This is a genomic window from Comamonas terrae (genome assembly GCF_001544075.1).
Lineage (GTDB): Bacteria > Pseudomonadota > Gammaproteobacteria > Burkholderiales > Burkholderiaceae_C > Comamonas > Comamonas terrae.
In genome coordinates this window covers 43,093-56,112 of record NZ_BCNT01000019.1, presented here as the reverse complement: position 1 = coordinate 56,112, position 13,020 = coordinate 43,093, and the positions used below count along the sequence as shown (strand labels likewise).

The 13,020-nt window shown below is 67.8% G+C and carries 11 protein-coding genes; 9 read left to right on the top strand and 2 right to left on the bottom strand.

Annotated features, from left to right (window positions below):
• Positions 1–102: 102 nt before the first annotated feature.
• From Cte04_RS19300 to Cte04_RS19290, 3 genes are all read left to right on the top strand, one after another.
• Positions 103–588, top strand: a complete 486-nt coding sequence (locus Cte04_RS19300; RefSeq protein WP_066482847.1) for a DUF3237 domain-containing protein — start codon at positions 103–105, stop codon at positions 586–588.
• Positions 589–611: 23 nt separating this feature from the next.
• A complete protein-coding gene (locus tag Cte04_RS19295; RefSeq protein ID WP_066482844.1) occupies positions 612–1,610 on the top strand; it encodes a Bug family tripartite tricarboxylate transporter substrate binding protein in 999 nt (332 codons plus the stop codon).
• Between the two features lie 64 nt (positions 1,611–1,674).
• Positions 1,675–3,387, top strand: coding sequence for a tannase/feruloyl esterase family alpha/beta hydrolase (locus Cte04_RS19290; RefSeq protein ID WP_157082177.1), 1,713 nt, complete (start codon positions 1,675–1,677; stop codon positions 3,385–3,387).
• Between the two features lie 138 nt (positions 3,388–3,525).
• Here Cte04_RS19290 and Cte04_RS19285 read toward each other — a convergent pair whose 3' ends face one another.
• Together Cte04_RS19285 and Cte04_RS19280 are read right to left on the bottom strand one after the other, a co-directional pair.
• Entirely contained in the window at positions 3,526–4,296 is a 771-nt protein-coding gene (locus Cte04_RS19285; protein ID WP_066482835.1) for a pseudouridine synthase, read from the bottom strand.
• 40 nt (positions 4,297–4,336) lie between these two features.
• A complete protein-coding gene (locus tag Cte04_RS19280; RefSeq protein ID WP_066482833.1) occupies positions 4,337–6,019 on the bottom strand; it encodes an MBL fold metallo-hydrolase in 1,683 nt (560 codons plus the stop codon).
• A 163-nt stretch (positions 6,020–6,182) separates the two neighbouring features.
• Between Cte04_RS19280 and dapF the strand changes: the two genes are divergently transcribed.
• From dapF to Cte04_RS19250, 6 genes are all read left to right on the top strand, one after another.
• Positions 6,183–7,061 (top strand): diaminopimelate epimerase, encoded by an 879-nt coding sequence (gene dapF / locus Cte04_RS19275; RefSeq protein ID WP_066482942.1) that lies wholly within the window; start codon positions 6,183–6,185, stop codon positions 7,059–7,061.
• On the top strand, positions 7,058–7,768 hold the full coding sequence (locus tag Cte04_RS19270) for a DUF484 family protein (protein ID WP_066482826.1): 711 nt from the start codon (positions 7,058–7,060) through the stop codon (positions 7,766–7,768). The genes dapF and Cte04_RS19270 overlap by 4 nt, the downstream gene beginning before the upstream one ends.
• 9 nt (positions 7,769–7,777) lie before the next feature.
• Entirely contained in the window at positions 7,778–8,833 is a 1,056-nt protein-coding gene (locus Cte04_RS19265; RefSeq protein WP_066482822.1) for a tyrosine recombinase XerC, read from the top strand.
• Positions 8,834–9,031: 198 nt separating this feature from the next.
• The gene (locus tag Cte04_RS19260; RefSeq protein ID WP_066482820.1) at positions 9,032–10,138 is read left to right on the top strand and encodes a CobW family GTP-binding protein; all 1,107 of its coding nucleotides are present in this window, start codon (positions 9,032–9,034) and stop codon (positions 10,136–10,138) included.
• A 248-nt stretch (positions 10,139–10,386) separates the two neighbouring features.
• Entirely contained in the window at positions 10,387–11,139 is a 753-nt protein-coding gene (gene dksA, locus Cte04_RS22085) for an RNA polymerase-binding protein DksA (RefSeq protein ID WP_245633450.1), read from the top strand.
• Between the two features lie 46 nt (positions 11,140–11,185).
• Entirely contained in the window at positions 11,186–12,928 is a 1,743-nt protein-coding gene (locus Cte04_RS19250; RefSeq protein ID WP_066482937.1) for an STAS domain-containing protein, read from the top strand.
• The last annotated feature ends 92 nt before the right edge of the window (positions 12,929–13,020 follow it).

Genomic DNA, 13,020 nt, shown 5'->3' with positions numbered 1-13,020 from the left:
GGCAGCGGCGGTGTGCGGGCTGTCATCTTCTTGGGGGACAGCGCTTTTCTCCAACAGTGCTTACGCTGAGAACTCGCATGGACTGCAGGAACAGGGAGACCGATGACATTGCCAGGCAGTGATTTCCAGATGGCCGCGCCGCAGCTGCGCCGCTTCGCCGATTTCGCGGTGCAGGTGGGCGCGGCGCAGGAGGTGGGCGCCACGGCCCGGGGCTTTCGGCGCGTGATTCCCATCGTGGGCGGACAGGTGCGCGGCGACGGCTGGTCGGCGCGGGTGCTGCCCGGCGGGGCCGACTTCCAGCTGCTGGTCAGCGACGAGCTGGCCGAGCTGGACGCGCGCTACGTGATCGAGACCGACGCAGGCGACCTGATCTACGTGACCAACCATGCGCTGCGCACGGGACCGGCGGCGCTGATGGAGCGCCTGCGCCGCGGCGAGCCCGTGGACCCGGCCGACATCTATTTCCGCTGCACGCCGCGCTTCGAGGCTTCGGCGCCCAGCCTGGCCTGGCTGTCGCAGCGCCTGTTCCTGGGCTCGGGCGCACGCTACCCCGATCTTGTGGCCATGCGGATTTTCGAAGTGCTTTGAACCCATACCAAGAGGAGACAACCATGAAGAACACCAAGCGGCTGCAGCGCCGCGCCGCCCTGGCCGCCGCGGCGGGCCTGGGTTGGCTGGCGGCGACGGGGGCTGTCGCGCAGACGGCCGGCTATCCGGCCAAGACCGTGCGCATGCTCGTGGGCTTTCCCGCAGGCACGGGCCCGGACGTGGTGGCGCGGCTGCTCGCGCAAAAGCTCTCGGAGACCTGGGGCGGCGTGGGTGTGGTCGTGGACAACAAGCCCGGCGCGGCAGGCCTGATCGCCGCCAGCGAGGCTGCGCGCGCCCCGGCCGACGGCTACACCATCATGCTGGCCGAGACCGGCCAGCTCAGCATTGCGCCCAGCACCTACCGCAAGCTGTCCTATGACCCCGGAAAGGACTTCGTTCCCGTGAGCCAGGTGGTCAGCTCGGATTTCGTGCTGCTGGTCAATCCCGACAAGGTCAAGGCGCGCAACGTCCAGGATTTCGTGGCCTGGACGCAGCAGCAAAAGGGCTTGTTCATGGCGACCTTCGGCGCGGGCACGCCCGGCCATTTCGGGGCCTTCATGTTCGGCGATGCCGTTGGCATGCGTCCCGAGGTCGTGCACTACAAGAACACCTCGGATGCGCTGGGCGGCATCTTCAGCGGCGATGTGCAAGGCGTCTTCGCCTCGGCCGGCATGGCCGTGCCCCAGGTCAGGGCCGGCAAGCTCGCGGCCCTGGGCAGCACGGGGGCGGTGCGCGTGGAGCAGCTGCCCCAGGTGCCGACCATGAAGGAGCAGGGCTTCGGCAACCTGGAGTTCGGCTCGTGGTTCGGCATCGTCGCGCCAGCCAGAACGTCGCCGGAGGTGGTCGCCAGGCTCAATGCCGACATTCTCAAGGTGCTGCAGTCGCCCGATGGCCGCGCAAAGCTGCAGGATGCGGGCTTTCGCGTCACCGGCACCAGCCCCGCGCAGTTCGCCGACATCATCGCGGCCGACACCGCCAAATGGGGCAAGGCCGTGGCCGCCACGGGCTTCAAGGCCGATTGAAGCCCGGGACAGGGCCCGGGACCAGGCCGCCAACCACAGCAAGAACCAGAAGGAGACAAGCACCATGTCCACCACCCGACCCTTGCGCCAGCATGCACGCCATGTACTGACCCGCGGCGCCTGGCCTGCCGCGGCCCTGCTGCCCCTGGCGCTCGCAGCCTGCGGTGGCAGCGATGGCGCCGGCGATGCCGCTGCCGGCCCGGCGTGGCCGCCGGCCCATGGTGCCTATGCGGCCGCCTGCACCCGGCTGGCCGCCACGGCCAGGCTGGAGAACACCATGCTGAGTGCCCGCTATGTGGCCGCCGGCACCCGGCGCCCTGGTGGTGCCGCCACGGGCGACTTCCTGCCGGGCCATTGCGTGGTGACAGGCAGCATCAATCCGCGTGTGGGCGTGGATGGAAAGCCCTACGCCATCGGCTTCGAGCTCAGCCTGCCGGATGACTGGAACGGACGCTTCCTGTTCCTGGGCGGTGGCGGCAACGACGGCATCCTGCGCGATACCTCGCTGAGCTCCAGCATCTCGGGCGGCACGCCTTCTCCGCTGGGGCAGGGCTTTGCCGTGGTCTCCACCGATGCCGGCCACAGCGGAACCACGGCGAGTTTCGGCGCCGATCCGCAGGCGCGCATCGACCACGCCTACAACTCCTACGACAGGACGGCGGTCACGGCCAAGTCGCTGATCGCGGCGCACTACGGCCGCAAGCCCGAGCACTCATATTTCTCGGGCTGCTCGGGCGGCGGGCGCCAGGGCATGATGTTCTCGCAGCGCTTTCCCGACTACTTCGACGCCATCACGGCCGGTGCTCCGGCCATGCGCGTGTCCAGCGGCGCCACGGTGGCCGCCATGTGGAATGTGAGTCGGTTCAACGCCATCGCGCCCCGGGATGAATCGGGTGCGCGCATTCTTTCGAAGGCCTTCAGCAACGCCGACCTGAACCTGGTGGCCGAGGCCGTGAAGTCGTCCTGCGACGCGGCCGACGGCGTGGCCGACGGCATGGTGAACAACACGCAGGCCTGCCGCTTCGATCCCGCCGTGCTGCAGTGCAGCGGCGCCAAGGCTGCGGACTGCCTTTCGGCCGAGCAGGTGGACGCGCTGGGCCAGGTGTTCGCCGGCCCGCGCAACTCGGAGGGGCAGGCGCTGTATGCGGGCCAGCCCTGGGACCCGGGCCTGGCCGCGCCAGGCTGGCGTGCCTGGACCCTGGGCAGCTCCCCCACGGCCACGCCCGATGCACGCTACATCACCCTCATGGCGGATGCGCTGGCCAACGAGTTCTTCACGCCGCCGCAGCCCGGCTTCGATCCCCTGGGCTTCAACTTCGACACCGACCCCGCGCGCATGGCCGCCTACTCGGCCATGTACGACACCTATGCCGACGACAGGCTCACGGCCTTTCGCCAGCACGGCGGCAAGCTGCTGCTCATCCACGGCATGTCGGACCCCATCTTCTCGGCCAACGACACGGTGGACTATTACGAGCGGCTGGCGGCCAACCATGGCGGCATCGCCAGCACGCAGGAGTTCGCGCGGGCCTTTCTGGTGCCGGGCATGAACCATTGCTCGGGCGGTCCGGCCACGGACAATTTCGACTCGATACAGGCCATGGTGGACTGGGTGGAAAAGGGCATCGCCCCCGACACGATCGCGGCCCGAGCCTTGCCGACCCAGGCCGACCATCCCAACCGTACGCGTCCCCTGTGTGCTTATCCCAGGTTCGCCAGGTACAAAGGCTCGGGCAGCGTGGAAGATGCCGGCAGCTTTGTCTGCTCTGCCGAATGACGACGCGGACTTGCCGCGTGCCCATGGTGGGTACGGGGCGGCCGGTCGCCATGGGGCCGGCTTGATCCTCCGCCATTCCGGTTCGGCAACGATGTCGGCTTCCAGGGCGCTGGCAGGAAAGCCGCAAGCTGCCCCGGCCTAGAACCTCTCCCAGGGCATCAGATAGCGCCACTGTCCCTCGGGCACCTGCGCCAGGCTCACGCGCCCTATGCGCAGGCGGCGCAGGCTGACCACGGTCAGGCCCACGGCGGCACACATGGACTCGATTTCCTCCGGGGCTATGCCCTTGAGCGCAAAGCGCAGGTGGCGCTCGTTCTGCCAGCTCACCTTGCACGGCGGCATGCGGCGGCTACCGCGGACGGGCAGGCCCGATTGGAGCAGCTCCAGGCCGCCGTCGGCGATCCTGCCCTCCACTCCCGCGATGCATTCCTGCTCCAGCCACTGGCCTTCCTCGGCCAGCTTGCGGGCCACGCGCTTGTCCTGCGTGAAAACGACCAGGCCGCTGGCCGGCACCGGAATCGGCAGGAAGGCCTGCAGCTGGCGAAAGTGCTGCTGCAGCACCTTGATGGGGTGGGGCGTGTCCACCTCGGCCAGGTTTTCAGGCTTGAGCAGATCGTAGGCGCTGGGCGGCGCGTTGCGGGGCGCATTGCGCCCGGGCTGCGCCTGGGGCCACTGGGTGTAGCCGGCCGGCTTGTGCAGCAGCAGGGTGACGGGGGGGACGGCATCGGGCCTGGCACCCTGGTCCACGGTGATGACCTGCGCGGGCAGGACGCGGGTTTCGGGCAGTTGCACGAGTTCGCCGTCCACGCGCACATGGCCGGCGACGATCAGCAGCTCGGCTTCGCGGCGCGAGCATTGTTGTTGTTCGGCCAGGCGCTTGGCCAGCCGGATGCTTTCGATTTCAGACATGCCGCGAGCTTAGCCGGAGTTGGCGCCCGCCGTCCGTACATCAGCCTCCCAGGCACAGGGTCTGGATACGCTCCACATGGGCCAGCAGAGAGCGTTCGGCAATCGGCCACAGCGCCTCGGGCGTATCGGCATAGGCAAGGGCCACCCAGTCCTGGATGCTGCCGTCGGGCCTGGTGCGCATGGCCGCGAGCACCTTGGCCTCGCGCGCGAGCCGGTGGGCCTTGAGCCGGGCAATGGCCTGGCGCGCACTGCCCAGCACATGGCCGTGGGCGGGCAGGATGTACTCAATGTCCTGGGCGGCGCACAGCGCGTCGAGCCGGTCCAGCGAATCCAGGTAGTCCAGCATGTTGCCGTCCGGCGGGTTGATGATGGTGGTGCTGCCGTTGAGGATGTGGTCGCCGCTGAACAGCAGCCCGTCCTCCTCCAGCACGAAGCACAGGTGGTTGGCCGCGTGGCCGGGCGTGAACACGGCCTGCAGCGTATGCGTTGTTTTGCCCTCCGGCCCTTGTCCGGCAAGCGCGATGCGCTCTCCATCGCGTAGCGTGATGTCGGGCTTGAAGCGGCTGTTGGCGCGCGCCGTGGGCGCCGAGGGCAGGCCCATGACAGGCGGCCGGGCGCGGCCTGCCTGTTCCACCAGGGCCTGCAGCGGCGCGGCGCCCGGCGAATGGTCGGGATGGGAATGGGTGCAGACGATATAGCGGATGTCACCGCCGGCAGCCTCGAACAGCCGCTGCAGGTGCGCGGGCTCGTCGGGGCCGGGATCGATGGCGATGAAGCCCGTGGCCGCATCGCCGACCAGATAGCTGTTGGTGCCCGGTCCCGTCATCGTGCCGGGGTTGGGCGCGGTGAGGCGCAGCAGGTTCCTGCGCAGCGGCACGGCGCGTTCGGACTGCCAGTCCAGGTGGTGCGACACCTGGCCGTCGGGGCAGACCAGCTCCAGCTCGCCATAGGCCATGTCGCTTTCCATATGGCGCTTTTCCCGGCCGTCGACAAAGCCGGTGCGCGGGCAGCTTTGCCACAGCGGCTGCTCGCCCTGCAGCGCGGCGAGCACGGCGTCGGTGTTGGCGTAGCGGCCCAGGTGCTGCAGCGTGCGCAGCGTGGGAAACAGCAGGCTCAGGGTCCTGGCCTCGAAGCGCTGCACGGCGTCCTGGGGGCGGATCCAGGTCGGCTCGAACTGCTCGGTGCCGTCGGCTTCGGGAATCTGCCCCTCGGGCATGCGCGCCACGAAGAACGGCACGCTGAAGCGCTTGGGCAGGGTGCGGTCGGCCGTCCAGTGCGCCAGATACCAGAGCTGGTCCACGGCCAGCTGCCAGCCGCGGGCGCGGCATTGCTCGTACAGCGGGGCGTGGCGGTCGAGCTGCGCGACCTCGGCGGGTTCCACGGGGCGGCCGGCAGCGTCATAGGCCAGCAAAATACCCAGTTCCTCAAAGGTTTCGCGCAGGCCGGCCAGGGCCTGGGTCACGCGCAGCGCGTCCGGCGTCTGCCGCTGCGCAGCGCGTGCGCGGGCCAGCGCATGGGCGGCCGCCGTGGCGTCCTGTTCCTCGATGCCGCCGCCCGGGAACACATAGGCGCTGGAGGCAAAGCTGGCCTGTTCCGAGCGCCGGGTCATCAGCACCTCGAAGCCGTTGCCGTCGGCGCAGTCGCGCAGCAGCAGGACGGTGGAGGCGTGGCGGGGTTCTACGGGCTGGACTTGCGGATGCAGAAGCTGGCTGGTGCGGGTCATGCGCCCATTATGGGCAGGCGCCACGGCCTTCCTGTAGCGGGCTGGACAGCGCGGGCCGCATACCAGGGGGCAGCTGCGGGAAATCACTAGGCCGCGGCGGCGCCCGGCCGCCGGCGCGACCCGGCTGCGGCCGGGCCGGCTCGGTAGGATAATGGGCGCCATCATGCAGATCCGCTTTACCAAGATGCAGGGCGCGGGCAACGACTTTGTCGTGCTCGATGAAACCCGGGCACGCCTGGGCCTGACCGCCGCGCAATACCGCTATCTGGCCAATCGCCATTTCGGCGTCGGGGCCGACCAGATACTGACCGTACGCCCCGCACCCTCGGAAGGCGTGGACTTCGAGTACGTGATCCACAATGCCGACGGTGGCGAGGTGGAGCAATGCGGCAATGGCGCGCGCTGCTTTGCGCGCTACGTGCACGACAAGGGATTGACTGGCAAGCGCGTGATCCGCGTGCAGACGCTGTCCGGCGTGATCGCGCCCGAGCTGCATGCCGACGGCCGCGTGACCGTGGACATGGGCCGCCCCGAGCTGGAGCCGGCCAAGGTGCCCTTCGATATCCGGGGGCTGGCTCCCGAAGCTCTGGGTACAACACAAAAATGGCCGCTGGCACTGGATGGCTCTGCGTCGGCAGCTACGGTATGGATAGCGCCCGTTTCCATGGGCAATCCGCACGCCGTGCAGCTGGTGGATGATGTGGAGCAGGCGCCCGTGGCCGCCTGGGGCTCGCTGATAGAAAGGCACACACGCTTTCCCCAGCGCGTGAATGCCGGCTTCATGCAGGTCGTGAACCGCGGCGAGATCAGGCTGCGCGTGTACGAGCGCGGCGCCGGCGAGACATTGGCCTGCGGCACCGGCGCCTGCGCCGCCGTGGTGGCCGGCATCGGCTGGGGCCTGCTGGATGCGCGCGTTCATGTCCACACCCACGGAGGCCTGCTGACCATCGAGTGGGCGGGCGGCGCCGGCGACAGCGTTCGCATGACAGGCCCGGCAGAATTCGTTTTTGAAGGACAGATCGAAATTCCCGATACGCTATGAGCACTACCGACACAGCCCTGACCGAAGACGCGATTGCCGACTATCTGTATCAGAACCCCGAGTTTTTCGAGCGCCATGCCGAACTGCTGGCCGGCGTGCAGCTGGTCAGCAGCCACGGCCCGCGCGCGGTGAGCCTGCAGGAGCGCCAGGCCGAGATGCTGCGCGAGAAGATCAAGGTGCTGGAGCACCGCATCATCGACATGATGCGCCACGGCAGCGAAAACACCAGCATCGCCAACAAGATCCAGCAATGGGGCTGCGCGCTGGCCAAGGTGCAGGACCTGCGCGAGCTGCCGCATGCGGCGACGGCCAGCCTGCAGCGCGTCTTCGACATCCCGCAGGTGGCGCTGCGCCTGTGGAACGTGGCCGGCATGCATTCGGGCACGGTCTACACCATGGGCGTGAGCGAGGACGCCAAGGCGTTTGCAGCCTCGCTGACCATGCCGTTCTGCGGCCCCAACATGGGCTTCGAGCCCGTGGGCTGGCTTTCCCAGCCTGATTCCGTGCAGTCGGTGGCGCTGCTGACCCTGCACGACGGCGCCATGGACAGCACGACCAATGCCTTCGGCATGCTGGTGCTGGGCTCGCCCGATCCCACGCGCTTCGAGGCCACCATGGGCACGGAATTTCTCTCGCGCATCGCCCAGCTGGCCAGCGCCTCGCTGTCGCGCATGCGCCTGTCGCCCTTGAGCCTGGCTCACGGCTGAAGCACGTCCATGGTGGCGCCTGGCAAGGCTGAACAGCTCTCCTTCGAGGAGCAGGCGGCAAGCCTGCCAGAGGCTGCCAGGGACTATCTGGAGCAAGTGCGCGTGCAAAAGCGGCTCGCGCAGCGCACGCACACGCTGTACACGCTGGACCTGATCCGGCTTCAGGCCATGGCGGCAGAGGCGGGGGCCGAGCTGCTGGCGCTGCAGCCCGCCCATATCCGCCGCTTTGCGGCCCAGATGCACAGCCAGGGCCGCAGCGCACGCGGCATTGCGCTGATCCTGTCGGGCTGGCGCAGCTTTTTCCGCTGGGCGGCGCAGCAGGATCTGGTGCCGTTCAATCCCGTCGAAGGCGTGCGCGGCCCCAAGGTGCCCAAGCCGCTGCCCAAGGCCCTGGGCGTGGACGACGCCGTGCAGCTGGCCAGCTACCAAAACCCCGATGCCGATCCTTGGAGCGAGGCGCGCGACGCCGCGATGACCGAGCTGCTCTACAGCTGCGGCCTGCGCGTAGGCGAACTGGTGGGCCTGGACGTGCGGCCCGACCAGCGCACCCAGGCCGAGGGCAGGGGCTGGATCGACCTGGAAGCCGGCGACGCCCATGTGCAGGGCAAGGGCGGCAAGCGCCGTATCGTGCCTGTGGGCGCGGCGGCGCTGCAGGCTCTGCGGCGCTGGCTGGCCATGCGCAGCAGCGGATTGGCCGGGGCGGCGCAGCTGGCCGCCCGGCAGGAGCCGGCACTGTTCATCGGCCGCCGCGGCGCCCGGCTGTCGGGCCAGTCGGTCTGGGCGCGGTTGCGCCAGCGCGGCCATCAGGCGGGCCTGGCGTCCGGCGTGCACCCGCATGTGCTGCGCCACTCGTTCGCCAGTCATATGCTGCAGTCCAGCGGCGACCTGCGCGCCGTGCAGGAGCTGCTGGGCCATTCCAGCATCTCCACCACCCAGGTCTACACGCGGCTGGATTTCCAGCATCTGGCCCAGGCCTACGAAAACGCGCATCCGCGAGCACACCGGCAGGAGGCACCGGCCCAAGGACCTGCCAGCGACCCGCCCGATCAGGCCGGTGACGACTGAATACCCACGGCCCGGAAAGCTGGCGCAGCCCAGGTCAGAGAGAGCCGCCCCGCCGCAGGGGCGGCCCCGGCAAAGGCCATCGTCCCCCCGGGGATGCCGCGCAGCGGCTCAGGGAGGGCTTGATTTCATCGCTACACTCCCCAGCTTGACGTTTCGGGCCGGGCGTTTGCTCCCGGCCGCTGCAAGAGGTTTCAACGCATGGCTCTCATTCCTGTCACCATCCTCACGGGCTTTCTGGGCTCGGGCAAGACCACGCTGCTCAAGCGCGTGCTGCACGAATCCCACGGCATGAAGATTGCCGTGATCGAGAACGAGTTCGGCGAGGAGAACATCGACACCGACATTCTCAAGACCGAGTCCAAGGAGCAGATCCTGCAGATGAGCAACGGCTGCATTTGCTGCACCATCCGCGAGGACTTGCGCGAAGCCCTGCAGCTGCTGGCTGCCAAGCGGCGCAAGGGCATGGTGGACTTCGACCGCATCGTGATCGAGACGACGGGCCTGGCCGATCCCGGCCCTGTCGCCCAGACCTTCTTCATGGACGACGAGATCGCCGAAACCTATCTGATCGACTCCATCATCACGCTGGTGGACGCCAAGCACGCCAACCAGCAGCTCGACGACCGCCAGGAGGCGCGCCGCCAGGTGGGCTTTGCCGACCAGATCTTCCTGTCCAAGACCGACCTGGTGACCGAGGCCGAAAAGGACGCGCTGATCCACCGCCTCAAGCACATGAACCCGCGCGCGCCCATCACGGCCGTGCATTTCGGCGACGTGCCGCTCAAGGATGTGTTCGACCTGCGTGGCTTCAACCTCAATGCCAAGCTGGACATCGACCCCGACTTCCTCAAGGAAGACGAGCACGACCACAGCCACTGCGACCATGAGCACGGCCACTGCGATCACGATCACGACCATGGCCACCAGCACGACGAGCACTGCGGCCACGACCACCATGACCACGAGCATGGCGAGCATTGCAGCCATCCCCACCACCATCACCACGACGACGATGTGAAGAGCTTCGTCTTTCGCGCGTCCCGGCCCTTCGATCCGGCCAAGCTCGAGGACTTCCTGGGCGCCATCGTGAACATCTACGGCCCCAAGATGCTGCGCTACAAGGGCGTGCTCAACATGAAGGGTACGGAGCGCAAGGTGATCTTCCAGGGCGTACACCAGCTCATGGGCAGCGATCTGGGCCCCGAATGGGCCGCGGACGAAAAGCGTGAAAGCAAAATGGTCTTCATCGGCATCGACCTGCCGCAGGATATCTTCCAGCAGGGTCTGGAGCAGTGCCTGGTCTGAGTCCAGGAAAAAAGAAGCATGCGAGCGTTGCTCGGGGCGCTTTCTGACACTGACTGACGGCCTGCATGCAGGCCGTTTTGTTTGACGCACACTAAATTGCCGGATGGGGCACACCCGTGGTTTTGTGGGGTATGCACAACGCGGGCGGGAGGGGAGAGCAAGCGTCGATACAATGCCGCCCCTAAAGAGGGCCGGAGCAGACCGGTCCTGGTTTGATCACAGTGCTGTGAGGAGACAGGACGTGAGCGCTGGATGCCACTACAAGCCCAGGAGCGCCAAGGCCGCCATACCGGCCCTGGGCGCCCGCGTGGGCCGTCCATCTTCGCAGTCTCCGGACCTCTTTGGCGGACGCAGGCCCGGCAGCGCCGGACCTGGCGCCTGCAGCGCGGCGGAATTGTTCCGCCTTGTCCATACCCAAGCGCCCTGCAACGCATTTCGCACAGCAGTCCCGATTGACAGTACCATCCATGGCCTCGTCCACAGGCGTTGGACCGGACACTATTAGCGATACGAAAACTATGCCCATCACAAAGCAAGCTGCGACGAAGAAAGATCCCAAGCTGGCCAATGCTTGGAAGACCAAATCGGTGGAGGAGCTGACGGATGCCGACGTGCTGGCTATGTCCGACGACGACTACATGAACGACGTGCAGCTGGCTTTCTTCCGCCGTAAGCTGGTCGCCCTGAAGAACGACATGCACGAGAACGCGGGCGAAACCGCGGAAAACCTGCGTGAAGACACCGTGGTGGTGCCCGATCCCGCCGACCGCGCCACCATCGAGGAAGAGCATGCGCTGGAGCTGCGCACGCGCGACCGCGAGCGCAAGCTGCTCAAGAAGATCGACCAGTCCATCGCCCGCATCGACGCCGGCGACTACGGCTACTGCGACGAGACCGGCGAGCCCATCGGCGTCGGCCGCCTGCTGGCCCGCCCCACGGCCACGCTGTCGCTGGAAGCCCAGCAGCGCCGCGAGCTCAAGCAGAAGATGTACGGGGATTGAGATGCATCAGGCGCAGCCCCTGGGGCTGCGCCATAGTGGACTGACCATGGCCAAAGAAGAGACTCGATCGAACCGGTTGCTTTCCAAGGTGGTGCGCTTTGTGCGCCATCCGACGGTCAACTGGTCCGATCTGGATACTCTCGACGACGAGCCAGAGAGCCAGTACAGCAAGCAGGCGCTCAAGGAAATGCTGGAGCGCAAGCGCCAGAACGACTTTGCGCGCAAGCGCGAGTTCGACCAGCTGCGCAAGCTGCGCCAGTCCCAGCTGGCCCAGAGCGCGCGCCCGGCTTCCGTATCCGGCACCCCCGCGGTGCCGGTTTCGTCTTTTCTGCAGAGTCTGCACAGCAGCTCCCACCCCGGCGAGCGCGCCGTGACGCTGCGCAAGATCGACGAGATCGAGGCCCAGATGTCCCAGCAGTGGTGGCGTGGCAAGCAAAGCGCCGATGCCACCACCATGCCGATGCGGTTGCCCGACGGCGGCAATCCGGCGCCATCTTCCTTCCACGCACCTCCTCCGGGCAGCACGCTGCCTCTGCTCAGCGATGTGGTGCCCGAAGAGGTGGCGACCCGGGGCATGGGCGCCGCCTTCGGCATGACCCGCCCCCTGCCTCCCAAGCTGTCGCCCGCGCTGATGGGCATGCAGGGTCTGGCCGGGGAAACCGATTTTGCACCGGCGTTCGCGCCGACCGAAGTGTCCGCGCCGGCCGAGGCGGGCATGGTGCCTCCGTCCTTTGTCCGCTTCGAGCACGATGTGGACCTGGAGGAGCCGGCCATTGTCTTCGCCAACGGAGACACCGAATTTGCCCGGGACAGCCTGCAGGAGCTGATCCGGCGCCGCGCGCACGACGTGCCCGCACAGCTGCCGGTCTGGCTGGCCTTGCTGGACTTGTACCGTGCCGCAGGCTGGCAGGCCGAATTCGAGCAGGCAGCCATCGATTTTGCAAGCCGCTTCGGGCGCTCGGCCCCGCAGTGGTTTGCCATGCCGCTGGAAGATGGCGGGCTGCGCACCACGGACACGGCACCGGCCGAGGCCCGGTGTGCGCGCTGGAGCGCGCCGGCCCAGCTGACCGTGCAGGGCGTGGCCGGCCTGCAGGCGATGCAGGCGCGCACGGCCGGGCCCTGGAGCCTGGACTGGGGCGCGCTGGAGGCGATTGCGCCCGAAGCCGTGCCGGCCCTCGAAGCCCTGGCGCACCGGTGGGCCGATGCGCCCGGCCAGTTTGTCTTCGGCAGGGCACAGGTGCTGCTGGACCTGCTGGCGCGCAGCACGCCCTCGCTGGCCGGCGAGGTGGACAGCGGCTGGTGGCATCTGCGCCTGGCCGTGCTGCGCCTGATGAACCTGCCGGATGATTTCGAGCTGGTAGCCCTCGAATACTGCGTGACCTACGAACTGTCGCCGCCTTCCTGGAGCGATCCGGTCTGCCAGTCCCTGCTGGAGGGGCAGGCGCTGGCGCTGGCAGCGCCGCAGGCGTTCGAGGACACCCTGCCGCCCGATGTGCTGTGGCGCGAGCGGGCACCTCAGTTTGCGCTGCAGGGCGTCATCGAAGGCGATGCCTTGCCCTGGCTGGCATCGATCCAGGAAAAGGCCGTGCTCGGCGAGACCGTGGTGATCGACTGCAGGCATCTGGTGCGCATGGACTTCGCGGCAGCCGGCTCGGTGCTGAACTGGGCTTCGGCCATGCAGTCGCTGGGCCATGTGCTGCAGCTGAGCCAGCTGCACCAGCTGGTGGCGGTGTTCTTCAATGTGATCGGCATCCAGGAACACGCCCAGGTGCTTCCACGGCGAGATTGATCCCCCGGGGCGCCGTGCGCCTTCCCCCAGGGCGGTGCTTGCCCGTCCTTCTCGGCTTTGGAGCGCGCCCGTGCTTTCGGCAAATTAAATTT

What these genes read in the sequence shown, in the direction of transcription:
- Cte04_RS19300 (WP_066482847.1), top strand. Translation starts at nt 103, where the DNA reads ATGACATTGCCAGGCAGTGATTTCCAGATGGCCGCGCCGCAGCTGCGC.
- Cte04_RS19295 (WP_066482844.1), top strand. Translation starts at nt 612, where the DNA reads ATGAAGAACACCAAGCGGCTGCAGCGCCGCGCCGCCCTGGCCGCCGCG.
- Cte04_RS19290 (WP_157082177.1), top strand. Translation starts at nt 1,675, where the DNA reads ATGTCCACCACCCGACCCTTGCGCCAGCATGCACGCCATGTACTGACC.
- Cte04_RS19285 (WP_066482835.1), bottom strand. Translation starts at nt 4,296, where the DNA reads ATGTCTGAAATCGAAAGCATCCGGCTGGCCAAGCGCCTGGCCGAACAA.
- Cte04_RS19280 (WP_066482833.1), bottom strand. Translation starts at nt 6,019, where the DNA reads ATGACCCGCACCAGCCAGCTTCTGCATCCGCAAGTCCAGCCCGTAGAA.
- dapF (WP_066482942.1), top strand. Translation starts at nt 6,183, where the DNA reads ATGCAGATCCGCTTTACCAAGATGCAGGGCGCGGGCAACGACTTTGTC.
- Cte04_RS19270 (WP_066482826.1), top strand. Translation starts at nt 7,058, where the DNA reads ATGAGCACTACCGACACAGCCCTGACCGAAGACGCGATTGCCGACTAT.
- Cte04_RS19265 (WP_066482822.1), top strand. Translation starts at nt 7,778, where the DNA reads ATGGTGGCGCCTGGCAAGGCTGAACAGCTCTCCTTCGAGGAGCAGGCG.
- Cte04_RS19260 (WP_066482820.1), top strand. Translation starts at nt 9,032, where the DNA reads ATGGCTCTCATTCCTGTCACCATCCTCACGGGCTTTCTGGGCTCGGGC.
- Cte04_RS19250 (WP_066482937.1), top strand. Translation starts at nt 11,186, where the DNA reads ATGGCCAAAGAAGAGACTCGATCGAACCGGTTGCTTTCCAAGGTGGTG.